Genomic DNA, 25,425 nt, shown 5'->3' with positions numbered 1-25,425 from the left:
CACAGGCCGGATTATTGCTATTAAAAAGCGCATTCCAGTTGAACGGAATGCGAGGCTTCTCTCAACCCAACCACCGGTTCCAGCTCAGCAGAACCTGCTGACGTTCAGCGGTAAACTTGTCCTGACTCACCCGGCCGGATATCTCCTGCAACGCCAGATGATGCAGCTCATTGCGCAGCGTGACGTAAGCCAGCTTGAGAGCGTCGGCCTCGCTTTCCTCCATCACGCCGTACTGCGCCATCATCTCCAGTATCCGCACGTTATCCGACCAGCGAGTCAGGCGCGCTTCTTGTGAAGCATAGCGCAGCACCAGATACTGGACGATAAACTCAATATCGGTGATCCCGCCGGCGTCGGTTTTCAGATCGAACAGCGCTTTGTCTTTGTTCGCCAAATGCTGCCGCATTTTCTCACGCATTTCGCGCACCTCGGTTTTCAACTGCTCCGCATCGCGTTCGCGGCAGAGAATGGCGCGGCGAATGGCCTCAAACTGCCGCTGTACCCCGCTCTCGCCGTACACCATGCGCGCCCGCACCAGCGCCTGATGTTCCCAGGTCCAGGCTTCGTTACGCTGATAGTCGTCAAAGGCCTCCACGGTGCTGACCAGCATCCCAGCCGCCCCCGACGGGCGTAAGCGCGCATCCACCTCATACAAAATGCCCGATGAGGTGCGGGTGCTGAACAGATGCATCACCCGCTGGGCCAGCCGCAGGTAAAACTGGCGGCCGTCGATGCTGCGCTCGCCGTCCGTCATCACATCGGGCGGACAATCCAGCAGGAAAACCAGATCCAGATCGGAGCCGTAGCCCAACTCCCAACCGCCCAGCTTGCCGTAGGCGATGACCGCAAAACCACGGCCCTCGCGCTGCTGCAAATGCGCCGGCTGACCGTAACGGGCGACCATCAACCCCCAGGCCTGCTGCACCACCGCCGCAATAATCGCTTCGGCCAGATAGGTTAAGTGATCGCTCACTTTCATTACCGGCAAGACGCCGGCGATGTCCCCGGCGGCGATACGCAACAGTTGCGCCTGCTTGAACTGGCGCACCGCTTCCAGTTGCTGCTCCTCATCCTCTTCCGGCACCCGCATCAGGTACTGACGCAGTTCATCGGCATAGGCTTCCGGCGCGGTCGGCTGATACAAAGTGGAGGAGTCGAGCAGTTCGTCAAGCAGCAACGGATAACGCGCCAGCTGACCGGCCACCATCGGCGAAGCCGCACACAGCCGAACCAGTTGCGCCAGCGCCGGCCGCGATTCCAGCAGCAGTTCCAGGTAGGTGGTGCGGGTCACAATACCCAACAGCAGCGGCGTCAGGCGCGATAAAAGGGTATCGGCGTCCTGTCGGGCGCACACCTCCGCCAGTAGATTAGGCATCAATTGATCGAGCACGTCACGCCCCCGCGGACCGATAGTGCGTTTCGCCACATCCTGATGAAAGTCAACGACCGTACGCAGCAACTTCTCCCGCACGGCTTCCGTCAGATGCGGCGTCAACAACGCCAGATCGGCCTCATCCAGCCGGTCATGCCACAGACTACAGTAGCTGCCGTGTTCGGGAATATCGTCGCCGTCCGGCGCATCATCGCCGATCAAATCATCAAACACGCGGCGTACCGACAACGTGTGTTGCAATAGCGCCTGTTGCAATCTTGCCCAGTCGTCAAATCCCATGCCCCAGGCCAGCCGCTGCTGGTTCAGTTCATCGTCGGGCAAGGTTTGCGTTTGCTCATCGGCAATCGCCTGTAAAAGATTTTCCAGGCGGCGCAGAAAGCGGTATGCCTCAGCAAGTTCGATAACCTGGGGCGGCGCCAGTAATCCCAGCGCCCCGATATGATGCAGCGCGGGCAGCAGCGATCTCTCTTGTAGTCCCGGCTCGCGGCCGCCGCGTATAAGTTGGAAAACCTGGGTGATAAATTCGATTTCACGAATGCCGCCGGCGCCCAACTTGATATTGTTGCGTAAATCCCGCCGCCGGACTTCCCGGGCAATCATGCCCTTCATGTTGCGCAGCGACTGAATCACGCTGAAATCAATATAGCGGCGGAAAACAAAGGGCCGCAGAGTCCTGCGCAGTTCCTGGCTGTAGCTATCGTCCATCCCCCCCAGCAGGCGGGCTTTTACCATTGCATAGCGTTCCCAGTCCCTTCCCTGCTCCTGATAATAATCCTCCATGGCGGCGAAGCTCAGCACCAGCGGGCCGCTGTCGCCAAACGGGCGCAAACGCATATCGACGCGATACACAAAGCCATCGACCGTGGGCTGATCCAGCACTTTAATCAGCCGCTGGCCCAAACGGGTAAAAAACTGCGCATTATCCAGCTCGCGCCGCCCGCCCTGCGTCTGACCGCTCTCCGGGTAGACGAAAATCAGGTCAATATCAGAGGAAAAATTCAGTTCGCCGCCGCCCAGCTTCCCCATTCCCAGAATCAACAGCGGTTGGGCTGTTCCCTGCGCATTGACCGGCGTGCCCCACTCCCGGCAGCAAGCCTGATACAACCAGTCGCGCGCGGCGATAATCAACGTTTCCGCCAGTTCGCTCAGCTGTCGCAACGTCTGTTCCGTGGTGCTGGTCCGCAATGTCTGCGACCAGGCGATCCTCACCAATAGCCGACGGCGAAATTGCCGCAGCGCTTTCATTAGCGCCGTTTCGTCCTCAATCCCAATCAACGCCGTGTTCAGCCAGTCGGGATAATGTCGCCACTCTTCCGGCTGCGGCGGTTGCCGGTGAAGCTCCCGCCGCCAGTCGGGATAACGCGTCAGCGCATCACTGACAAAATCGCTTAACGCCAATACGGCAACATCGCTCTCGGCTACGGGATCGACGTCGGCGATGGTTTCCCGCATACGCAATAAAACCTGCTGAGACTGCTCCGCCAATAAGGGAGGTAAAGACGACAAAGGACGTATCGACATGGGGATCCTTGATCTGCCACCCGCCGTCAACGGCGGGTGAACGCGGTTAACGATTAATTCCCGGCGCTGTGCAACCAGAACGGCGGCTGGGCCAACGCCTGTTTACGGCAACTTTCCAGATAGGGGGACGGCGTGTGATCGACGGCCAATTGCTCAATAGCCTGAATTAGCGCCCGCCAGCGTCCGATATACGCGTCTACCTGTTCGGTCGGATAAGCGCCGGATAACAGCTGAAAGGCGCAAATATTGCGCTGTAAACGGGGCAGTTGCTGCGTGTATTGCACTTCGCTCAGGGTATTGTTGAATGTGCTTCTCAGATCGGCGGAACTGCGGCCCAGCATGATATCGGCAAAGCGTTTATAAGAACCTTGTAACTTGATGCGATCTTTATTATCCATATAGTCACGCCATCCCGCTTCAATCAACCAGGAAGTAAGCACCAGCTTACTTTGCAGATACTCCACGCGGTAGCAAAGGGTTTCCGCCTCCCCCGGCCCTTCAACCATGGCCTCCAGATTGGCGAGCGCGGCGCGGAAAATCGTGGTCACCTTACGCGACACCACGCCGCCGACCAAAACCAACATCTCGCGCATCAACGCGCCAGCCTGGGGCAGCGCGTTGCGGGCATCGGCATTGCCGCCCACCCAAAGCTCTTCATGGTATTGCCAATGACTCAGCGCGAACTCCAGCGCGGCGCCTATCGCCTGATCGATATTGGTTTTAGGCTCCAGCCTCAGGATGCCGACAGGCCGACATTCGCGCGGCGGGTTGCCTTTCGCCAGATGATATCCGCGGGCGGCTTTGCTGAGGCTACCCTGACGCAGGCCCCCAAATCCGGCAATCTCCCGCGCCAGCTCCAGCAGATCCGAAGGATGTCCCAGCTTAAGCTCCATCTCCAGCTCACACAGCGGCTCATTGAGATCGCCGGCGCGGATTTCACCACGATCGAGGGCAACTTCAATCACGCTTTGATGATAAGTGACCACCCACTTTTCACGGGTAAAATCCGTGCTGAACAGCGGCTTGAGCGACCGCTGGAGCGCGGCGACATCGCAGTTTTCAGGCCAGATATCCGCGGGTAACAACCCCAGATCCAACTCCGCTTTTTCCAGCGCCAGATTATATTCCGGATGCTGATGCAGCCCGCCGACCACTTTACCGGCGGTTTTCGCCGTCATTTCATAGCGCTCATTCTCACCGCGGATCCGCAGACCGATGCCATTTCGACGCAGAAAGTTATCCGCCGTCTCATAGTAGATACTGGTCAGCCGCTGCGCACGCAGATGTTCGGAGTAGCTGTACTCGCTCTGCCAGTCCGTTAACTGTTTGAGCAGCGAATCAACACCGCCAGGATGAACAATAAATTTCAGTTCAATTTCTTCACTCATAACATTTATTACCTGGGTTAAGCGCCTATCACGCCAGTAAATAACATTTTACTTCACCTTGCCACTTTTGCGGCACGCGCCATGTCCAGGCGGTCAGCACCCGCACCGTTATCCGACCGGCCTCGCGCCAGGGTCTAAAGTCAGATCGGCAAAACTATCGCGGTCAACAAACACCCGCAACCAGACCGGGAAATCGGCCGTCAGGCCAAGAGTAAGATAGTTCTCATTCAGGTTTAATCGTTGCCTCGTCAGACTTAAGCCTCTACTATCATCCCATAACTCACGCAACACGATGATCTTATGCAGAAATTATGCCTGATTTTTTTTACCTTAATGACCTTCATTTTAAGCGCGACGGTTCACGCCGAAGAAAAACGCTACGTTTCCGATGAGTTACTGACCTATATCCATAGCGGACCAGGTAACCAATACCGTATCGTCGGCACGCTGAACGCCGGCGATCAAGTGACGGTGCTCAGCATTAATCAGGGCGCGGGCTATGCGCAAATCCGCGATGACAAAAACCGCACCAGTTGGATCCCGCTCGATCAGCTCAGCGAGACGCCAAGCCTGCGCACCCGCGTTCCCGAATTAGAAAGTCAGGTGAGTGATCTGACGGCAAAACTGAACAACATCGATCAAACCTGGAACCAGCGTACGGCGGACATGCAGCAGAAAGTTGCCGCCAGCGATGAGATTATCAACGGCTTACGCAACGAAAATCAGGAATTAAAGAATCAGCTTATCGTGGCGCAGAAGAAAGTCAGCGCCGCCAACGTCCAGCTTGACGACAAACAGCGCACCATCATTCTGCAATGGTTTATGTACGGCGGCGGGGTTGCCGGCGTCGGGCTATTGCTGGGCCTGTTGCTGCCGCATCTTATCCCGCGCAGAAAGAAAAATGACCGTTGGATGGGTTAAAACCGATGCCTGCCTATCGCAGGCATTTTTATACCCGGGTCATAATGTGAACCAAAGATGTTAAGATGTAATAAATATCACTTATGCCTATTCGGGAGTCCTGACGTTGAATATTTACCTTGTCGGCGGTGCTATACGGGACAGCCTGCTTGATTTGCCCGTCACCGAGAAGGACTGGGTGGTTGTCGGCGCCACGCCGCAACAAATGCTGGCGCTGGGCTATCAGCAGGTAGGCAAAGACTTTCCGGTCTTTTTGCATCCGGTCAGCCGCGATGAGTATGCGCTGGCGCGCACCGAACGAAAGTCAGGTAATGGTTATACCGGTTTTGTCTGTCATGCGGAACCCGACGTGACGCTGGAGCAGGATTTACTCCGCCGGGATCTGACCATTAACGCTATCGCCCGTACCGAGCAGGGCGAGTTGATCGATCCCTATCACGGACGCCGCGATCTGGAAAATCGCCTTCTGCGCCATGTTTCCGCCGCTTTCAGTGAAGATCCGCTTAGAGTACTGCGCGTGGCGCGTTTCGCAGCCCGTTTCGCCTATCTGGGTTTCCAGATTGCGGAAGAAACCCTGGCGCTGATGCAAAAAATGACCGGCGAGGGAGAACTGGCTTATCTGACGCCGGAACGTGTGTGGAAAGAAACCGAGAAGGCGCTGGCCACCCGCGATCCCCAGGTCTATTTCCAGGTGCTCAGAGACTGCGGCGCGCTGGCGGTATTGTTTCCTGAAATCGACAAACTTTACGGCGTGCCTGCGCCGGCAAAATGGCATCCGGAAATTGATACCGGCATCCATACATTGATGACGCTGGCGATTGCCGCCCGCCTCAGCCCGGATATCGACGTGCGTTTCGCCACCCTGTGCCACGATCTTGGCAAAGGGCTGACGCCGCCGGAATTGTGGCCCCGCCATCACGGTCATGGTCCGGCGGGCGTGAAGCTGGTGGAGGCGTTGTGTCAGCGTTTGCGCGTGCCCAATCACATCAGGGATCTGGCGAAACTGGTCGCGGAATATCACGATCTGGTGCATACGGTGCAGCTATTACAGCCCAAAACCTTGCTGAAGCTGTTTGACGCCCTTGACGTCTGGCGCAAACCACAGCGGCTGGAGCAGTTGGCCATCACCAGTGAAGCCGACGCCCGCGGGCGCACCGGCTTTGAAGAAACCGCGTATCCACAAGGAGACTACCTGCGCGAAGCATTTCGCGTGGCCAGCGCCATCACCAGCGCCGCCGTCGTCGCCGACGGCTATCAGGGCATCGAGATCCGCAACGAACTCAGCCGCCGCCGTAGCAAGGCGCTGGAACAGTGGAAAGCGCAACAGCCGGGCAATTCTCCGCCGGCGCTATAAGCCGAAAAGCAAAAAGCCACGCCGCCGCGTGGCTTTTTCTTTTATACCGTCAGGTCAGATTTACAGAAACACCATATAAACCACCGCCGCGACGATGAAGCGGTAAATCGCGAAAGGAACGAAAGAAATACGTTTGATGACCTGCAAAAAGGTTTTAATGGCGATCAGCGCCACCACAAAGGCCGTTACAAAACCGACGGAGAACATCGGCAGATCGGACAGCGACAGAAAATGCCAGCTCTTATAGAGATCCAGCACCGTGGCGCCCATCATCATGGGAACCGCCAGAATAAAGGAGAACTCCGAGGCGGCATAACGGCTGACGCCCATCAGCATCCCGCCGGAAATCGTCGCGCCCGAGCGGGAAAACCCCGGCCACAGCGCCAAACATTGGAAGCAACCGATCATAAACGCCTGACGATGGCTAATATCATCCAGCCCGACCGCTCGCGGCTGTTTTGGCTTCAACCATTCCGCCGCCAGCAGCAGGAAACCGCCGACCACCAACGCATACATCACATTTTTGGGTTCAAACAACGATTTGATGACATCGTGAAAAACCAGACCGAGCACCACCGCCGGAATCATCGCCAACAGAATGTGGCTTAGTTTTAAGCGTCCGGCACCAACCCCTTCATGCGGAACCTGACCAAAATGAATACCGATAAGTCCAAACAGGCGACGCCAGAACATCACCACCACCGCCAGAATAGAGCCTAGCTGAATAATGACCTCAAACGTCTTGGCTTTTTCATCCGCAAACCCCAGCCAGTGACCGACAATAATCATGTGACCGGTAGAGGAAACGGGTAAAAACTCGGTCAACCCCTCAACCACACCCAGAATAAATGCGATGAACAATGAATGCAGGTCCGTCATCTAAAATCCTTTGCCTCTTGTTATTAAAAATAAAAAGCCTAGACCATAAATAAACGCCGGGAGCGTTTTTCAACGTCGCGAAGCGACGGCCCGTAAGAGTGGCAAGCAGGGATAACCCGCCATAAAAAAACGCCGGGAGCGTTTTTCAACGTCGCGAAGCGACGGCCCGTAAGGGTGGCGGGCAGGGATAGCCCGCCATAAAAAAGCGGCTGCGCCGCTTAGCGAGCCGCCCTACACGTCTTATCAACGCCCTAGCTTACTGTTTAGTCGCCGGTAAATCAGTATTCACGCCGTTAAATCAGATTTATCGCGTCCCGCGCTCAATCACCACACCGACCTGACGCGCCTGCGCCACCGCGCCCGGCTTACTGACCTTTATGCGTAACCAGGGGATGGGAAAACGCTGCATAAGCATCTGCGCCACGTCTTCCGCAACCCGTTCAACCAGAGCAAAACGCTGCCCGGCCACCAGTGCAATCACCGCTTCGCTGACATCGGCATAGCTTAAACAGTCGTTAACATCATCGCTGGCCGCAGCCTGACGGTTATCCCAGCCCATTTCGATATCGAACACCAGCTTCTGCCCGATGGTCTGTTCCCAATCGTAAACACCAATGGTGGTAATTACGCTAAGTTCCTCAATAAATACGATATCCATCACGCCGTTCTCTGTTTTTGTCGTTGTCGGATACCACTTCCGACGGAATATGCGTATTATCCACAGATGCGAACAGTAAAACGACCCTTATTAAACGGAACCGCGTTATGAGTGCAACCGCGCTTGGTATGATAATAATCGCGTATCTGTGTGGCTCGATTTCCAGTGCGATTCTGGTCTGCCGGATCGCCAGGCTGCCAGACCCTCGCGAACATGGTTCAGGAAATCCTGGCGCCACCAACGTACTGCGTATCGGCGGGAAATCCGCCGCCGCCACGGTATTGGTCTTCGATGTCCTGAAAGGAATGCTGCCTGTCTGGGCGGCTTACGCGCTGGGCATTCCCCCGCTGTACCTCGGTCTGACCGCCATTGCCGCCTGCCTCGGTCATATCTACCCGGTTTTTTTTCATTTTCGCGGCGGCAAAGGCGTCGCCACCGCCCTCGGGGCCATTGCGCCAATCGGCTGGGATCTTACCGGTCTGATGACCGGCACCTGGCTACTTACCGTGCTGCTGAGCGGTTACTCGTCGCTGGGTGCCATCATCAGCGCGCTTATCGCGCCGTTCTATGTCTGGTGGTTTAAACCGCAGTTTACTTTCCCGGTCGCCATGCTGTCCTGCTTGATACTGGTGCGCCATCACGACAATATTCAGCGTCTGTGGCGCGGGCAGGAAGACAAAATCTGGAATAAACTGCGCAAGAAAAAAGATACCACCGCGAGTAGAGACTGATGCCCGACGACGCGGTATCAGAATGCGTCGGACAAGTCTGACAACGCGCTCGCGGCCCTACCCTCTCCCCTAAAAATCGGCGACTTTCTCTGTGAGTTGGCTATAATGACCGCCACGCTATTTCAGGTTTGAGAAGAGAAGGAAACCGACATGAGTCTGAACAATGTCCCGGCTGGTAAAGATCTCCCGGAAGATATCTACGTAGTAATTGAAATCCCCGCTAACGCCGATCCGATCAAATACGAGATTGATAAGGATACGGGCGAGCTGTTTGTAGACCGTTTCATGTCTACCGCCATGTTCTACCCATGCAACTATGGCTACATCAACCATACGCTGTCGCTGGACGGCGATCCGGTCGACGTTTTAGTGCCAACCCCTTATCCGTTACAGCCTGGCTCCGTCATTCGTTGCCGTCCGGTCGGCGTCCTGAAAATGACCGATGAAGCCGGTGAGGATGCGAAACTGGTTGCCGTACCGCACAGCAAGCTGACAAAAGAATACGACCACATTAAAGACGTCGACGATCTGCCGGAACTGCTGCGCGCGCAAATCGGCCATTTCTTTGAACATTACAAAGATCTGGAAAAAGGCAAATGGGTTAAAGTGGAAGGCTGGGATAACGCCGAAGCCGCCAAAGCGGAAATCGTCGCCTCTTTCGAACGCGCCAAGAAATAAGACACGCAGACACATGAAAAACACCGCGTAAAGCGGTGTTCAGACCGTAGATAAACCTATCACCCTTTATCGAACGGTGATAATGGAATGGAAGAGTAAAGCGTCCGCGCCAGGGATGGCGCGGTTCGAGCTTACAGGGACGTACTTGCAGCGTCTTTACGATCCATCCATTATCGCCGCTCACCAGACTTTGTCAGCAAACTCAACACCGCATAAAGCGGTGTTTTTCATGGATCACATAGAAAAGCGCGCCGACCGGTTATGCCTCTTCATTGCGTTTTAGCCAATCCCCGCTGGTGATACGCGGCAACCCTTCCACCGAGTGATTGTAAAAATAGATCCAGGCGTTCCCCAGAGGGGTGGCAATCAGCTCACGCTGGTATTCGTGACCGTCCCGCTTGAGCGCATCCAACTCCGTCAGTATTGACGAACTGATGCGGTACACCTCGCAATAAATCTCTCCGTCACCAGGCACCACCGCCGGATAATGGCCGAGATCGTACAACTCAAAGCCCTTGAGCTGACAATCCCCCAACCATTGAGCATTGGTCATCCAGTGACTATTCCCCTGTTTGCGCCGTAAACTTCCGTAGACAATAATTCGCATCGCTAAAACTCAAACTGATAGAGCACATCTAATGCCTGATCGATACCAGACACCGCTTCCAAGTATAGTTTCGGCATTAAACGGTAACGCAGCGTCAACGTCGCCAAAGAATCAAATATGCCAACACCGTATTTAACTTGCAGGCCAGGAAGGACGTAACCGCTGACAACCACCTGAGAATCGTCGCCAGCGCCCTGTGTATCCAGAGCTAAATTACTTACGCCAAACGCCTCGCCGATTTTACCCACAACTTGACCACTTTGTGCAACCCCTAAACCAATAAGCATCGACGTCATCGCCGCACTATCGGCGCCGCTGCTCTCAAGCCCTTCGCCCCGGAGCAGATATGACAGGGCTTCCTGCTGCGACATGGCCGGGTCGGAGAAAACCTCAAGCTTAGGCGCGCTCGCCATCCCGGTGACGCGGACGCCTGCGGTCACGTCATCCGCCGTATTGTCGGGATTACGCACCGCCTCAATATTGAGCAGAGGCTGATCCGGCGGGCCAGAGAACAGTAACTGCCCTTTCTGGACGATAAGATCCTGTCCATAAGCCTTGAAACGGCCGGAAGGAATATCGATCTGCCCATTCAACCCCAGCCCGCGTTCATCCTGCACCATTTTCAGGTCGCCCTGCAAACGCGCTTTGAGTCCATAGGCATCCAGCCGCACATCATTGCCGATACGGATGGTCAGGTTGCTATTGATCGGTATTGAGGCGGAAGCCTGCTCCAGCGGCTGACGCTGTTCATCCAACATCACCTCGTCCGACGAAACCGCCACCGCGCTTTCAGGCAGTTCATTAACCACAATCCGCGCCCAGGGAATACTGACCGAGCCATTCAACGCGAACAACTGCGGCGTGGCCTCGAACACAATGTCGGGCGAAACATCCAGACGCGCCATCGGCGGCACCGTCACCCGGATCCGCTGCCCTTTGGCGGCAATACGCGCCCGCCAGGCATCAGGTTGCGCCCAGTCCGCATTCCCGCCCAACGTCAACTGCCCGTTATCCGTTCGCAGGAAACCCTGCAAGGTTGAGGACATGCCGTTGAAACTCACGGCCAGCCGCCCGGTGGTCAGATCGATCGGCATCCAACTGCCGTCGACATCCAATCGATCCAGCACCATTTGGCCGAAGATCTGCGGCCGTTGCGCATTCCCCGCCAAACGCAAATTGGCGTTCAGTATCCCGGCTACTTTCTCCCCTTTCTGCAACACCGGGTTGAGAAACGCCAGAGAGAGATTACTGATGGCAATATTGCCGCTGAGATTACGTCTGACCTGCGGATCGGTAATCTGCACATCGCCGCTGAAACGGCCGTTATCCTGAATGGCGATGAGCCAGCCAAGCTGGGCGCGGCCGCGGTCGATCCCGGCGTTCAGGGTTAAGGTGTCGAACGCCACGGGCAGCGTTTTACCCTGGACATTTTGCCGGACATTGACGCCGTCGCCCACTAGCGTCACTTTCGCCTGCGGTAAACTTTGCCCGGCCTGCCAGCTAACGTCAGCGCCGCCGGTGAAGGTTCCCGCCAGCGCCGTATCCTCACTCAGGAAGGGTTTGAGCATGGCTAAGTCAAAGCGATTTAACCGGATACTCGCTTGACCGCTCGGCCCGGCTTCAATCGGTTGAGGGACGCAAAGCTCGGCATGAGGATTGCGCCAGCAATGCGTGCCGATAGTGATTTTTTGCTGAGCATTCAGGTAATCCAGCGCCACGGCCTGCGTCAAACGCCACTCGCCGACCGGCGTGTCAAAGCGGGTATTGTTCAGCGTACCGCGCCAGCGCTGTTCCTGACGATCGAAGCTGCCGGACAGCGCCAATTGCCCGGATACCGGTTCGCCTTCCATCGTCAAACGCAGCTGATGCTGCTTCTCATTGCCGTCGGCATTCAGCGTCAGTAAAGCGATATTCAGACTCTCCTGACGCAGTTGCTCAAGCCGCACCCGAAGCTGCCCCTGAATCTGTTGCTCAGAGCGTACGTCCGCCTCAACGTTGATGCGGCTGATTGACATGGCCTGCCAGCGCAGTCCCGATGCCGTGATATCCGCCAGAATTTGCGGTTCGCGCAGGTTGCCGCGCAATTTCAGCGTACCGTTCGCGCGCCCCGCCAGACCGGGCAACATGCCGGTAAGCGACGGCGCATTGATATCGGCATCCAATTGCCACTTATCGCTCAACTCGCCTTTAACATTCAGTTGATTAGGCCCGAGCGCCAGATTAAGCCCGGGGATTTGCCACTGACCGGCCGCATTTCCCCGCAGTTCGCCGCGGGCGGTCAGCTTATTCTGCTTCACGTTGCCGTCCAGACGCAGTTCCGGCACCTGTAGCTGCCAACTGCCGCCGTACACGCTGCCGCGCGTCGTCACCTTGCCGTCCACTTTCGCCGGCCAGTCGGGCCACTGCCTCGCCGTATTGATGCCGCTCAATATTAGTTCGCTGCGCCAACTGATGGCCTTACTCCAGTCCACCACGGCGCTCAGATCCGCATTGCCTTGCAGGACGGATAAACGCAGTCGGGCCAGATTAAATTGCTGCTCGTTGCCTTTGCCGTCCAGCAACAGCGTCGCCGGCGGCAAGTCCGCGCCACGAATATCGCTGCGCAGCGAGACGGCGTAATCCGTCGCCTTACCGCTCACCCGCAAGCGCAGATCGTTTGCCTGATATTGCGCTTCCCCCGTCAACGGCCAGCGCACCTGCTCGGTTTGCAGCGTCAGTTCCAGCGGCAGCCCCGCCTGCGCCAGTTCAGTCTGCACATTTAACTGCGCCCGCTGCGGGCCGGACAAATTAAGCGCCACATTCAATTGCTCGCGCAGACCGCCGTCAACGGTCAGCTTCAACGTTTCGCCTTTCAGCGGATCAACATTCAGCACGCCATTTGCCGTCAGGGAGACCGGCCAGCTATCGCTGAGCGTCGCCTCGCCGCGAACGTTCAGCCCACCCTGTGGCGATTGCACGACAAATTGGCTCAGACGCAGGCGCTGATTTTGTGTTGACGCCTGAATCCGCAGATCGGAAATCAGGATGTCCTGATCGCCCGTCAGCCGCAGTTGTTCACCGTGAATTTCGGTAATATTCAGATCCAGCGGCAACGTGAACTGCGGCAAATCGGGTAATAACGGTTTGGCGAACAGCGCCGCCAACCGCTCGCCGAGCGGTTGTTCAGGCAACGCGTCGTCCTGCTGAGCGGAGCCGGCCAGGGTTTCCGCGGCGGACCGATCGGCCGGCGTTTCCGAACGCGGTTTAGGAACTGATAAGGTCTTATCAATCTGAATCGTTTGCGACGCGCCGTTTTCAACCGATTGACGAACGTCGGCTGCCGTCTCTTTCACCACCGCCGCGACTTCCGCCGCCGTAACTTTTCCATCTTCAAGCACGTCGACGGGCGTTTTCGGCAATGCCACCAGTAACGCGCTGATTTTGGTCGGCAGCAGCGTCAGCTTTCGCCCTTCCCATTGCATGCCGGTACGGAATTCAGCCAGGGAAATTGCCGTGTCATCCACGGTGACCCGCAGGTTATTCAGGGTCAGTTGACGCAAAGCGATCGGAAACGGCGCGGACAACTCGGTCAGCGGCTCGCTGGACGGCGGCGCTTCGTCCGCCGCCGGCAGTGATGCGGTGTCCACCGCCACATCAACATTTCGCGCCGACAAATCGTTGACGCAAAGCTGGCTGCGTCGCAAACAGCCAGGCGCCAGCGACAGGTGAAACTCGCCCGCCTTAACCGTTACCCCCGGCATCTGATAGCTGACGTTCCTCAGCGTCAGATCACGCCAGCCGCCGCTGACGCTGGCGATATCCAGCCCCGGCACCACGCGTGTCGCGCCGTTCAGCAGCAGGTGCAACCCCGGCGTGGTTCCCACCAGCAGCACCACCGCCGTCAGTAATAACAACAGGAAAGCGATCGCGCCAATGCCGATTTTTTTCATCAGGTTCGCGTTTTTCAACAACATCATAGTTCCGGCCCCAACGCGATATAGAATTGCACGTTATTTTTTTCTGCATCGCCAATCGGCATAGCAAGATCAAACTTCACCGGGCCAATCGGGGATGCCCAGCGAACGCCCACCCCCGCCCCGGTTTTAAAGTCATCCTGTTTGATATCGTTGACCGCCTCACCCGAATCCACGAACACGGCCCCCCACCATTTTCCACTCACGTTGTACTGATATTCCAGCGATCCGGTGACCAGTTTAGACGCCCCGGTCAATTTCCCTTCGCTGTCGCGCGGCGATATCGATTTGTACTTGTAACCGCGGATGCTGCGATCGCCCCCGGCGAAGAAACGCAAGGAAGGAGGAACGCGTGAGAAACTGTTGGTTTCAATCCATCCCAGATTGCCGCGGGCGACAAACCGGTGCTTCTCCTCAAGCGTGCGGATCCAGACGTTTTGCGCCTGGAAAACCGCAAAATCAATATCCGACCCCCATAGGGTATCGGAAACATCAATCGAGTAGCGCTGGCTGTCGCCCCATACCGGCATCAGCCCGCCGCGCTGGCGGGTGCGGTTAATACTTACGCCGGGATAGAGCAACATGGTGGTGTCCGTCACGCTGCCTTGAGTAAAGTGATCGAGACTCCAACGCAGGTTGATGGCCCGCTGCCAACCGCTGGACAAATCCCAGTAGCGCGCCACGTTCAGCGTGGTGGAGTCGGATTGGGTATCATTGAGGTCTTCGCGCTTGAATCCCCCCTGCAACAGGTAATACTGCTCTAACGGGTTCTTCAGCAACGGGATTTTGTAACTCAGATCGAGCGACTGCTCCGGTGCGGACACGCTGAGGCTGCTTTCCAGACTGTGTCCGCGAGAATTCAGCCAGGGTTTATTCCAGGTCGTTTTAAAACGCGGCCCCACGTCAGTGGCGTAACCAACCCCGGTTTCTATTCTGTTGCGGGTTCGGGGCGTTACCACCGCATCCAGCGGCAGGATCTTGTTTTCCTTCGACTGGCTGAAATCCGGCGAGACCACCACTGAGTTGAACCAGCCCGTGGCCGACAGACGGCGGTTTAACTCGCCGAGATTTTCACTGCTGTAGGGATCGCCGCTATGAAAGGGCACCAGATTTTGCAGGTAATCATCACGGATTTGCGCGCCCTGGAATTTAACCTCGCCAAAACGGTAGCGTTCGCCGCTGTCGAAATCGATGTCCCAAAATGCCTGACGCGCTTCCTGCATGACGCCTAACCGGCTCTGCAAAAAATGGGCGTCGAAATAGCCTTTACGCAGCGACAGACTATTCAGCGAATTTTTAAAACTGTCGTAATCACCGTGGTTCAGCACCGTACCGATCTGCGGGCTATCATCCCGCACCCGTTGCTGAAAATCCGCGTCTTCGCGGGCGCCGCCGCGCAGAACCACGTTCACATCGGCGATTTTCACCGGTTCGCCGGGCGTCACGCTGGCAATCAGAACCGGGCGTCCGCCGTTTACCGCCGGACGGAATTCAAAGGCAATCTGCGGGTCATAATAGCCCAGCGCGCGTAATCCCTGACGAATCGCATCGTCTACGCGCGATCGGAAGCGGCCATCGGCATTGACTTCATCGACGGCAATGGTGGATAAACGCGCCCGCACATTCTTTTGCAGTGCGCCTTCCAATCCAACGACCTGTAAACGCACATTGGCGGCAAAACTCTCAACCGGAAATAGCAGTACGCACAATAATCCCAAGGCACGGCAACGTGGCGCACAAAAGCCTGAAAGGCTGTTTTTTTGTCCTGTAAAAATAGTCACTTAGCTCCCTGATAACCTCGTTCTGTCATATTAAATCCATCGCGTTGCTTTTATATCCCCATCGTTATATAACCGCGCCTCATACAACCGGGGTTCCAAACCAGCGGGAAATATTACTATTTTCCTTTAAATATAGATTTTAACCTGTAAATTCTAAAATGCCGCGTCGCGGATACACATAACCTTAACATTAAACAAGAGTGAGTTATCAAGACAGGCTGAAACTTCTCGGTTATGCTCTACATTCAATCATTCGCCAATCACCTGACTTTCACCGTCATTCCCGGGAGTAGACAAATTGGTACACAATGTTGATAAAACGCAGCGGATCAAACAGTCCGACGCCTTGGTCGGGCGCATCACGCCGATGCCGGTCGCCAGACTGCATGCCGTTAGCGAACACTCCATGACGCATGTGCCGGACAACATGGAGGTGGCGCTCTTTGCGATGGGATGTTTCTGGGGGGCAGAACGTCTTTTCTGGCAGCAACCCGGCGTCTACAGCACCGCCGCAGGCTATACCGGCGGCTATACGCCCAACCCCACTTACCGTGAGGTGTGCAGCGGGAAAACCGGCCATGCCGAAGCGGTACGCGTCGTTTTTGATCCCCAGACGATCGATTACGCCCAACTGTTGCGGCTTTTCTGGGAAAATCACGATCCCGCCCAGGGGATGCGTCAGGGCGGCGATATCGGCACCCAGTATCGCTCTGGTATTTATCCCCTCACGCCGCAGCAGGAGCAAGAAGCACAAGATAGCTACCGGCGCTTCCAGCAGGCGATGATCGACAGCGGCGATAACCGGACAATCAGCACCGAAATCGTCCCTGCCGGCCCGTTCTATTTCGCCGAGGATGAACACCAGCAATACCTGCATAAAAATCCGGGCGGCTACTGTGGCTTAGGCGGCATTGGCGTCTGCCTCCCTCCCCTGCGTTAAGATCTGGCGGTAATTTCACCGCTCCTGTTATAATGCCCCGCTATATCCAATAAATTTCAACGCGCGGAAAGGCGGCAGCCGAGTGACAAATTCGTCGGCGACGAATTTGTCCGGCCAACGCATCCGCGACTTGAAAGATGACGGGTATATTAAAAATAATTTGGGCCAACGCCTGGCCCTGTTAACGGCTTGTTGTGCGTTATCTGAGATGATTTGCCTTTCTGAGGATCGCCTTCCCCCATTGCGGGCCAAAGCGAGAATACTATGTTAAACAGTCTACTACTTATTATTGCCCTTATTGCCATCAGCGCATTTTTTGCACTTTCCGAAATATCACTGGCCGCGTCCCGTAAAATAAAACTTAAGCTGATGGCCGACGAAGGAAACCTCAATGCCGATATGGTATTAAAATTCCAGGAAACGCCGGGGATTTTCTTTACCGTCATTCAGATTGGCGTCAATGCGGTCGCCATTCTGGCAGGGATTATCGGCGATGCCGCCTTTTCTCCCACCTTCGCCCTGGTGTTTGAACAGTTCATGTCGCCGGAATCGGCCGACAAAGTCAGCTTCATCTGCTCTTTCGTGCTGGTGACCAGCCTGTTTATTCTATTTGGCGATCTCACGCCGAAACGCATTGGGATGATCGCGCCGGAGGCCGTCGCTATCCGCATTATCAACCCCATGCGCTTCTGTCTTTTTGTTTTTCGCCCGCTGGTGTGGGTGTTTAACGGTCTGGCGAACGTGATTTTCCGGCTGCTTAAGTTGCCGATGGTGCGCAAGGATGACATCACCTCTGACGATATTTACGCCGTGGTGGAAGCGGGCGCGCTGGCGGGGGTGTTGCGTAAGCAGGAGCATGAGCTGATCGAAAACGTATTCGAGCTGGAGTCGCGCACGGTTCCCTCCTCCATGACATCGCGTGAAAGCGTGGTTTTTTTTGATCTGCATGAACAGGAAGCGCAAATCAAAGAGAAAATCGCCCAGCAGCCGCACTCCAAATTCCTGGTTTGCGATGGTCACATCGATCAGATTATCGGCTATGTCGACTCAAAAGATCTGCTGATCCGGGTGTTGGGAAACCAAAGCCTTGAGTTGCACAGCGGCGTGCAAATCCGCCCTGCGCTGATCGTGCCCGATACGCTGACGCTGTCTGAAGCACTGGAAAGTTTTAAAACCGCCGGAGAGGACTTTGCGGTTATTCTAAACGAATATGCGCTGGTGGTCGGTATTATTACCCTTAACGATGTCATGACCACCTTGATGGGTGATTTAGTCGGTCAGGGGCAGGAAGAACAGATCGTCGCCCGTGATGAAAATTCCTGGTTAATCGAGGGCGGTACGCCGATAGAGGATGTGATGCGGGCGTTGTGTATCGACGATTTCCCTCATTCCGGAAACTATGAAACCATCGGCGGCTTTATGATGTACACCCTGCGCAAGATCCCGAAACGCACCGATTTTGTGCGCTTTTCCGGATTCAAATTTGAAGTGGTGGATATCGACAGCTATAAGATCGACCAGTTGCTGGTGACCCGTCTGGAAGACAAATCCGTCGCCGGCATTGCCAAAAAAGATGAGAAAAAATAATTTTAGGCGAAAATAAGCCAGCGCCATACCTCGGTATGGCGCTGGCAAGTTGAGTCGGAATACTATCCAACCCAACATCCTCTTCTATCGATGATGAATGCCGTAAAACATCGGTTCGGCATATCCGCTTGCGCTGTCAGCCCATTTCGGCCTGTAGCCTGATAACCTGACGATTAACTTCAGACATCACCAGCAGATGCTGTCTGTCTTGCGTCTTTGGCAATACAATTTTGCCGTAATCGAACTCAAAAGTCCCAACGCCTTTAATATACAATCGCCCACGAAACAGCGTTTTCACATACTTGGCGACCTTCATCGGGTTGTAACGTTCGAAGATCCTCATCGTTTTACTCTCCTCCCGTTTTATTTTTCTACGCGCTTTCCATGACCAACGCGGCCAGAGACTCAACGCGCTAATGAGATAACGGATACTGATAGATTAGTACAATAAAACGATATTTAGTTCCCTATTCGGCAGGATTCTTCACTGCTTTTACACTCTTTTACAGATGAGTGTTTATGCAATCTGCTTTCCATCAGTATAAACATTCAAAAAGTAGGTATTTGCGCGCTGCCCCCCATCGCATGACGGACTAGCCGGGCAGCCGACGAATAGACGCGGCGTAGGACGTGCAGCAGGCTGTCTGCCTGCTGCATCGGTTACTGAAAGAGAAAGAAAGGGAAGCTCAGAATAGCGATACGCGAAAACCGGGATTCAGGAACGACTCCCGCGGCGTGTAAGACAGCGGTTTCCCCTGCCAGTCATGAACCTGTGCGCCGGCCGCCGCCGCAACCGCATGTCCGGCCGCCGTATCCCACACGTTGGTTGGCCCAAAACGAGGATAAAGCTGGGCCTTGCCTTCCGCTACCAGACAAAATTTCAGCGACGACCCGATAGCGACCGTTTGATGTTCCCCCAACTGACTGAGATAGTCTTTCAGTTCTTGATCCGCGTGCGAACGGCTCACCACCACCAGCGGCGGACGCGCATCATGCACATTGATCTGCCGGCGTTCCCCGTTCTCTTCTTTCCATGCTTTCCCCCCGGCGGCGGCATACATCACGCCGGTCACCGGAACATACACCACGCCCAGCACCGCCTGACCGTTTTCAATCAGCGCGATATTCACCGTAAACTCCCCATTACGGCCGAGGAACTCTTTGGTGCCGTCCAGCGGATCGACCAACCAATAGCGTTGCCAGTGCCGGCGTTCCGACCACGGCGGAGGAGCCTCTTCGGACAGCAACGGAATATCCGGAAACGTCGCCGCCAGTCCTGCCTTGATCACCTGATGTGCCGCCAGATCGGCGGCCGTCACCGGCGAATCATCTTTCTTATGGGCGACCTCAATAGGCTGGCGCCCCTCATAGACCTGCATAATGGCGGCACCAGCATCGCGGGCCAATTGGCAAATGTGTTCTAGCATTTTCTACCTCGTCGTTACCGGTTATGTAGTGGAACGGATAACCATCGCGTCACACCTGCTTCATCCTTATCATTATACAACGATGCAACAATCGACCATTATTGGCGTCATTCTAGGCCAGCATCACATTTTGTGATGATAATTCACCCTGAATTCATCATTATATGAGATATAGCCCGCACAATATATTTTCTCCAAGGAGCTGAGTCATGAAGCCTTCGCTGGCATTAAGCCTGCTTGCTACGCTGATCGCCACCACAGCCCACGCCGCTATCGTGGATTTGCGGGTGATGGAAACCACCGATCTGCACAGTAATATGATGGATTTCGATTACTACAAAGATACGCCAACCGATAAATTTGGTCTGGTGCGTACCGCCAGCCTGATTCATGCCGCCCGCCAACAGGCGACGAACAGTGTACTGGTGGATAACGGCGATCTTATCCAGGGAAGTCCCTTAGGGGATTACATGGCGGACAAGGGGTTGACCGACGGTGAAATCCACCCGGTCTATCAGGCGCTCAATACGCTTGATTACTCCGTGGGCAACATTGGCAATCACGAGTTCAACTATGGCCTGGATTACCTGCATCGGGCGCTGGCAGGGGCAAAATTCCCCTATGTGAACGCCAACGTGCTGGACGCCAAAACCGGCAAACCGCTGTTCACGCCTTATCGGATAGAAGAGAAGCCGGTCATCGATCGCCAGGGTAAATCCCATCTCTTACGCATCGGCTACATTGGTTTCGTTCCACCGCAGATCCTAGTGTGGGACAAGGCGAATCTGGCCGGTCATGTCACGGTTGAGGATATCACCGAAAGCGCCAAAAAATGGGTGCCGGAAATGCGCAAACAGGGCGCCGATCTGGTGATCGCCATTCCTCACTCCGGCCTCTCCGCGGAACCTTACAAAGCCATGGCGGAAAACTCCGTCTACTATCTCAGCCAAATTCCAGGCATTGATGCCATCATGTTCGGCCACGCTCATGCCGTTTTCCCCAGTAAAGACTTTGCGGCGATTAAAGGCGCGGACATCACGCAAGGCACGCTCAACGGCATTCCCGCGGTGATGCCGGGCCAATGGGGCGATCATCTCGGCGTGGTGGATCTGGTATTAAATAACCACAGCGGCGTATGGCGCGTCGAGCAGGCGAAAGCGGAAGCCAGACCAATTTACGACAAGGCGCAAAAAAAATCGCTGGCCGCGGAAGATCGAAAGCTGGTCGATGTGTTGTCTGACGCCCACCGGGATACCCGCGAGTTCGTCGGCAAGCCGATTGGTCAATCAGCCGATAATATGTACAGCTATCTTTCGCTGATCCAGGACGATCCGACGGTGCAGATCGTCAACAATGCCCAGCGCGCTTATGTTGAACACTTTATTGAGGGCGATCCCGATCTGGCCGATTTGCCGGTGCTTTCCGCCGCCGCGCCGTTTAAAGCCGGCGGACGTAAAAACGACCCGGCCAGTTACGTGGAAGTGGAAAAAGGCCGGTTAACCTTCCGTAATGCCGCCGATCTTTACCTTTATCCCAACACGCTGGTGGTGGTTAAAGTCAGCGGTAAAGCGGTTCGGGAGTGGCTGGAATGCTCGGCGGGACAGTTTAACCAGATCGATATCCGCAATAACCAACCCCAGCAATTACTCAACTGGGAAGGTTTCCGTACCTATAATTTTGATGTTATCGACGGCGTGGATTATCAGATTGATGTCACCCAGCCCGCACGTTATGACGGCGAATGCGCCTTAATCAACGACAAGGCGCAGCGCATCAAAAACTTGACGTTTGGCGGTAAAGCCATCGATCCCGATGCCACGTTCCTCATTGCCACCAACAACTATCGCGCTTATGGCGAGAAGTTCGCCGGCACCGGGGAAAAATACGTCGCCTTTGCCTCGCCGGATGAAAACCGCGCCGTACTGACGGCTTATATCAGCGCGGAAACCAAAAAGTCGGGGGCGGTCAACCCACAGGCGGACAATAACTGGCGACTGGCGCCTATCAGCAGCGATACGCCGCTGGATATCCGCTTTGAAACCTCGCCATCCGCTAAGGCGGCGGCGTTTATTAACCAAAAAGCCCAATACCCGATGACGGCCCTCGGCAATGACGACGCCGGGTTTGCCGTTTATCGTCTCGATCTGCAGAACAAGCCGTGATACCGGCTTGCTCCCCGCCCGGTTAAAAAGAGAGTCGGGAGGGGCGACAACCCATGATTTTATCGGCAGCCTCAACCACGCCCATTGCGGGACGTGGTTGTTATTGGCGGGTTATCGGTGATCAAATAACGGCTCCGGGCGCATTTTAATCATCATCCCGGTCATCGTCCCAATCATCCCGGTCACGCTTTTTATGCCATCGGGGGCCGCGATCGTCTCGGTAATGCTCACGATACGCGCGGCGATCGTCGAAGTGCCGCGGGCCGCGTTGATGTTCGCGCCACCAGCCTACATCACGCCAGCGCCAGCCATCCCAATAGTGACCATGCCGATTACGTTCGCCACGATAAGCGCCACGGTGTTCACGCCACCAGCGTTCGCTTCGCCAGTCATAGCCATCCCAGTAATAACCGCGGCGATCGCGATCGCCGATATTCAGCGTCACGCCAGGCAGTATATCGATACTGATGCTGTCGGCTTGCGCCGCGGGCGTCATGGCGAACATCCCAACCAACAGGGTACTGACTAACAGTGGCTTAAACATAGGGTTACTCCTTCCTTAGCCGCTACTGCGGATAGGCGAAGATATACGGGGAATGATGCGCATCCACTATCAGACAACCGCCCATTTTCCTTGCTTTACGCTTCTTAACGATTTACTGACACACCGTCGACAAACAGGGTTAACGCACTGCCTTGGCGTATCGTATTTGCCAAGACAGCGCCGAATAATGGACTCACCGCGTTTAAGCGTACTAAATAATGAAACCGCAGCCGGATACTGACAAAATAAACCCGTTATTGAATGTTGAAGTGAAAAATTTCTTTATCCCTTATCCAGTGCATTCCATTAACAATAATGATTTCTTATCGCTATTAACGTTGCCGACGCCAATAAAATAATAGTGATATTTTATAAATAATCAGACCTTAGCAGTATGTCTTTTTTGCTTATTCATCTGCACAAAATTCGTGCAGGCCTGTTCAGTAACAGTGCGACGGCATATGTTTTTACTCTATGATTTATATTGGAAAATTAACCATTGACAACACTTTGATTTACTTTTTATAGTAGATTTCACTCTCCGCAAGACCGCCAATGATGTCGGTTTGTGGTGAAGGCAATAGAGCCCATGCAAGGTCTTCAGACTATGCAGGGCTCTTTTTTTTTGCTTCTTTCCAGACCAACACCAGGGGTATTTATGTCCAGAATAAAAGGTAATTACGCCGCTCTGACACTTGCGATCGCTTCCGCATTTGCAGTGACCTTTTCAGGTGTGGCGTCCGCAGCAGATGAACCGATAAAGATTGGCTTATTGGAAGATGCTTCCGGTAATTTTGCTCTTCCGGTTATTCCCAAGATCCATGCCACCGAATTAGCTATCGAAGAAATCAATGCCCAGGGCGGTATTCTCGGACGCCCGGTTGAATTGATAAAATATGATACGCAATCCGATAATACCCGCTTCCAGCAAATGGCCCGCCGTTTAATCAGAACAGATAAAGTCGATGTTATTTTCGGCGCGTTCTCCAGCGCGTCGCGTGAAGCCATCCGCCCAATCATGGATCGGGAAAAACAACTCTACTGGTATAACAACCAGTATGAAGGCGGGGTTTGCGATACCAACGTTTTCGTTACCGGCGCCGTGCCTGAACAGCAATTTTCCACGCTAATTCCCTGGATGATGGAAAAATACGGCAAAAAGGTTTACACCATCGCCGCCGACTATAATTTCGGCCAGATTTCAGCGGAATGGGTGCGGAAGATTGTTGAAGAGAACGGCGGCACCATGGTCGGTGAAGAGTTTATTCCGCTCAGCGTATCCCAGTTCGGGCAAACCATTCAGAATATCCAGCAGGCCAAACCCGACTTTGTCATGACGCTACTGGTGGGCACCAATCAGTCTTCCTATTACGAGCAGCAGGCGGCGGCAAAACTCAATCTGCCGATGGCCAGCTCCGTCAATGTGGCTCAGGCCTACGAGCATAAACGCTTTAAGGCGCCCGCCTTGAAAGATATGTACATTACCGCGAATTATATGGAAGAAGTGGATACGCCGGCGAGTAATGACTTTAAGCAGCGTTTCCGCGCCAAATTTCCTAACGAACCTTACATCAATCAGGAAGCCGCCAACGCTTATGACGCCGTTTACCTGTACAAACTCGCGGTCGAGCGCGCCAACAGCGCCGATCAGGTCGCGGTGCGTCAGGCGCTGGAAAGCGGGGATATCTGTACCGACGGCCCGTCCGGCAAGGTCTGTATCGATCCTAAAAGCCATCATCTGAGCCACACCATCTATCTGGCCCATGTCAAAGAAGATCACTCCGTCGAGATCCCCAAAGTCTGGCCTGACATCAAACCTTACTGGCTGGGCGAGGCGGGCTGTAATCTGCCGGTGAAACCGGACACCAGCCAGTATACGCCGTCTAATCCGCCCAAAGCATAACCTGGCGGCTTACGGTCGGGGAAGCGCCAGCCAAACGGCGCCTCCCTGATGTTATCCCTTTCTGACGGTGTCGCGCAGGGCACTAAGGATTTTCAGCAGATGCTCTCCTTTCTTTATTCGGTGATTTATCAGTTCGGAGACAACTTTGCCTATCTGGTGCTCGCCGCGCTGGGTCTGGCGGTGATCTTCGGCATGATGGGGGTGATTAATCTGGCGCATGGTGAATTCATCATGTGCGGCGCCTACGTCACGATCTCACTGAACAAATCCGGCCTGCCGCTGCCGCTTGCGATGCTGGCCGGTTCATTGGCCGCCGCTTTCGCCGGCGGGGTCATCGAGCGGCTGGTGGTGCGCCACCTTTACCACCGGCTGTATGACTCGGTGGTGGCGACCTGGGCGATCAGTCTGATCGTGCAGCAAAGTATGCTGCTGCTGGCTGGGCCGTCTTTGGAAGGGCTGTCCACGCCTTTTGGATCCTTTATGCTGGGAGGATACTCTTTCGCCACTTATCGGGCGCTGTTGCCGCTTTTCGCCATCGCCATTCTGCTGCTGTTGTACTGGCTGTTTTTTCATACCAATTATGGCGTCTGCGCCCGTGCAACTATCCAGAATGCCCGCATGGCGGCTTGTCTGGGGCTGGAAACCGACCGCCTCTATACCCAGACATTCGCGCTGGGCGCCGGATTGGCCGGGCTGGCGGGCGCCATATACGCCCCGACGCTCACCGCCGTCCCCACCATGGGCAGCAGCTTTATCGTGCAGGCTTTTGTTTCCGTGGTAGTTGGCGGCGCCAATGTGCTGGTTGGCACCATTCCCGCCGCCATGACCCTGGGGGCTATCCAGACCGGGCTGAACGCCTGGTATGGGCAACTGGCCGGACAAATCGGTCTGCTGGTTACCGCCATGTTGGTCATTCGCCTGCTGCCTAACGGGGTTGGCAGCTTGTTTACCCGTAACCGCTAGGAGCCGACCGTGACCTCATCATCCATCCATGTATC

General features: G+C 55.2%; 19 protein-coding genes. 9 read left to right on the top strand and 10 right to left on the bottom strand.

The genetic code is table 11. From position 1 onward, the window contains the following. Positions 1 to 61: 61 nt before the first annotated feature. Positions 62 to 2,914 carry a bifunctional [glutamate--ammonia ligase]-adenylyl-L-tyrosine phosphorylase/[glutamate--ammonia-ligase] adenylyltransferase gene (glnE, locus tag HOY33_RS16330; RefSeq protein WP_172291200.1) on the bottom strand — a complete coding sequence of 951 codons (2,853 nt, stop codon included), beginning with the start codon at positions 2,912 to 2,914 and terminating at the stop codon, positions 62 to 64. A 53-nt stretch (positions 2,915 to 2,967) separates the two neighbouring features. Beyond that, positions 2,968 to 4,302, bottom strand: a complete 1,335-nt coding sequence (locus HOY33_RS16325) for an inorganic triphosphatase (protein WP_172291199.1) — start codon at positions 4,300 to 4,302, stop codon at positions 2,968 to 2,970. A gap of 300 nt (positions 4,303 to 4,602) precedes the next feature. Between HOY33_RS16325 and HOY33_RS16320 the strand changes: the two genes are divergently transcribed. Then, positions 4,603 to 5,223 carry a TIGR04211 family SH3 domain-containing protein gene (locus tag HOY33_RS16320; protein ID WP_172291198.1) on the top strand — a complete coding sequence of 207 codons (621 nt, stop codon included), beginning with the start codon at positions 4,603 to 4,605 and terminating at the stop codon, positions 5,221 to 5,223. 106 nt (positions 5,224 to 5,329) lie between these two features. Further along, positions 5,330 to 6,577, top strand: coding sequence for a multifunctional CCA addition/repair protein (locus HOY33_RS16315; RefSeq protein WP_172291197.1), 1,248 nt, complete (start codon positions 5,330 to 5,332; stop codon positions 6,575 to 6,577). A gap of 60 nt (positions 6,578 to 6,637) precedes the next feature. Here the strand turns inward: HOY33_RS16315 and bacA are convergent, their stop codons facing one another. Next, the gene (gene bacA / locus HOY33_RS16310) at positions 6,638 to 7,456 is read right to left on the bottom strand and encodes an undecaprenyl-diphosphate phosphatase (RefSeq protein WP_172291196.1); all 819 of its coding nucleotides are present in this window, start codon (positions 7,454 to 7,456) and stop codon (positions 6,638 to 6,640) included. 304 nt (positions 7,457 to 7,760) lie between these two features. Next, the gene (folB, locus tag HOY33_RS16305) at positions 7,761 to 8,114 is read right to left on the bottom strand and encodes a bifunctional dihydroneopterin aldolase/7,8-dihydroneopterin epimerase (RefSeq protein WP_172291195.1); all 354 of its coding nucleotides are present in this window, start codon (positions 8,112 to 8,114) and stop codon (positions 7,761 to 7,763) included. Between the two features lie 107 nt (positions 8,115 to 8,221). Between folB and plsY the strand changes: the two genes are divergently transcribed. Together plsY and ppa are read left to right on the top strand one after the other, a co-directional pair. After that, positions 8,222 to 8,845, top strand: a complete 624-nt coding sequence (plsY, locus tag HOY33_RS16300; RefSeq protein ID WP_172291194.1) for a glycerol-3-phosphate 1-O-acyltransferase PlsY — start codon at positions 8,222 to 8,224, stop codon at positions 8,843 to 8,845. 150 nt (positions 8,846 to 8,995) lie between these two features. Continuing rightward, positions 8,996 to 9,523 (top strand): inorganic diphosphatase, encoded by a 528-nt coding sequence (gene ppa / locus HOY33_RS16295; protein ID WP_172291193.1) that lies wholly within the window; start codon positions 8,996 to 8,998, stop codon positions 9,521 to 9,523. 259 nt (positions 9,524 to 9,782) lie between these two features. On the opposite strand, the gene HOY33_RS16290 is transcribed toward ppa, so the two are convergent. The 3 genes from HOY33_RS16290 to HOY33_RS16280 are packed head-to-tail and all read right to left on the bottom strand — an operon-like array spanning position 9,783 to position 15,858. Then, positions 9,783 to 10,130, bottom strand: coding sequence for a gamma-glutamylcyclotransferase (locus HOY33_RS16290; protein ID WP_172291192.1), 348 nt, complete (start codon positions 10,128 to 10,130; stop codon positions 9,783 to 9,785). A gap of 2 nt (positions 10,131 to 10,132) precedes the next feature. Further along, positions 10,133 to 14,083, bottom strand: coding sequence for a translocation/assembly module TamB domain-containing protein (locus HOY33_RS16285; protein WP_216660539.1), 3,951 nt, complete (start codon positions 14,081 to 14,083; stop codon positions 10,133 to 10,135). Continuing rightward, positions 14,083 to 15,858, bottom strand: a complete 1,776-nt coding sequence (locus HOY33_RS16280; RefSeq protein ID WP_371734389.1) for an autotransporter assembly complex family protein — start codon at positions 15,856 to 15,858, stop codon at positions 14,083 to 14,085. The genes HOY33_RS16285 and HOY33_RS16280 overlap by 1 nt, the downstream gene beginning before the upstream one ends. Before the next feature lie 304 nt (positions 15,859 to 16,162). Between HOY33_RS16280 and msrA the strand changes: the two genes are divergently transcribed. Both msrA and HOY33_RS16270 read left to right on the top strand, forming a co-directional pair. Next, positions 16,163 to 16,804, top strand: a complete 642-nt coding sequence (gene msrA, locus HOY33_RS16275; protein WP_172291190.1) for a peptide-methionine (S)-S-oxide reductase MsrA — start codon at positions 16,163 to 16,165, stop codon at positions 16,802 to 16,804. 264 nt (positions 16,805 to 17,068) lie between these two features. Continuing rightward, a complete protein-coding gene (locus HOY33_RS16270; protein ID WP_172291189.1) occupies positions 17,069 to 18,391 on the top strand; it encodes a hemolysin family protein in 1,323 nt (440 codons plus the stop codon). A 136-nt stretch (positions 18,392 to 18,527) separates the two neighbouring features. On the opposite strand, the gene HOY33_RS16265 is transcribed toward HOY33_RS16270, so the two are convergent. Together HOY33_RS16265 and cysQ are read right to left on the bottom strand one after the other, a co-directional pair. After that, positions 18,528 to 18,734: a DUF1107 domain-containing protein gene (locus tag HOY33_RS16265; RefSeq protein WP_172291188.1), complete on the bottom strand. Its 207-nt coding sequence runs from the start codon at positions 18,732 to 18,734 to the stop codon at positions 18,528 to 18,530. Positions 18,735 to 19,077: 343 nt separating this feature from the next. Then, positions 19,078 to 19,818 carry a 3'(2'),5'-bisphosphate nucleotidase CysQ gene (gene cysQ / locus HOY33_RS16260; RefSeq protein WP_172291187.1) on the bottom strand — a complete coding sequence of 247 codons (741 nt, stop codon included), beginning with the start codon at positions 19,816 to 19,818 and terminating at the stop codon, positions 19,078 to 19,080. 209 nt (positions 19,819 to 20,027) lie between these two features. On the opposite strand from cysQ, the gene HOY33_RS16255 reads away from it, so the two are divergent. Next, entirely contained in the window at positions 20,028 to 21,980 is a 1,953-nt protein-coding gene (locus HOY33_RS16255) for a bifunctional 2',3'-cyclic-nucleotide 2'-phosphodiesterase/3'-nucleotidase (protein WP_172291186.1), read from the top strand. A 145-nt stretch (positions 21,981 to 22,125) separates the two neighbouring features. Here the strand turns inward: HOY33_RS16255 and HOY33_RS16250 are convergent, their stop codons facing one another. Then, positions 22,126 to 22,524 (bottom strand): DUF2502 domain-containing protein, encoded by a 399-nt coding sequence (locus HOY33_RS16250; RefSeq protein WP_172291185.1) that lies wholly within the window; start codon positions 22,522 to 22,524, stop codon positions 22,126 to 22,128. A 658-nt stretch (positions 22,525 to 23,182) separates the two neighbouring features. On the opposite strand from HOY33_RS16250, the gene HOY33_RS16245 reads away from it, so the two are divergent. Together HOY33_RS16245 and HOY33_RS16240 are read left to right on the top strand one after the other, a co-directional pair. Then, positions 23,183 to 24,427 (top strand): urea ABC transporter substrate-binding protein, encoded by a 1,245-nt coding sequence (locus HOY33_RS16245; RefSeq protein WP_172291184.1) that lies wholly within the window; start codon positions 23,183 to 23,185, stop codon positions 24,425 to 24,427. 99 nt (positions 24,428 to 24,526) lie between these two features. Next, a complete protein-coding gene (locus HOY33_RS16240; RefSeq protein ID WP_172291248.1) occupies positions 24,527 to 25,390 on the top strand; it encodes a branched-chain amino acid ABC transporter permease in 864 nt (287 codons plus the stop codon). The last annotated feature ends 35 nt before the right edge of the window (positions 25,391 to 25,425 follow it).

This window comes from Brenneria sp. hezel4-2-4 (assembly GCF_013155275.1).
Taxonomy (GTDB): Bacteria; Pseudomonadota; Gammaproteobacteria; order Enterobacterales; family Enterobacteriaceae; genus Brenneria.
Note: the sequence above shows the minus strand (reverse complement) of the source record. Positions and strands in the feature narration are given on the sequence as shown.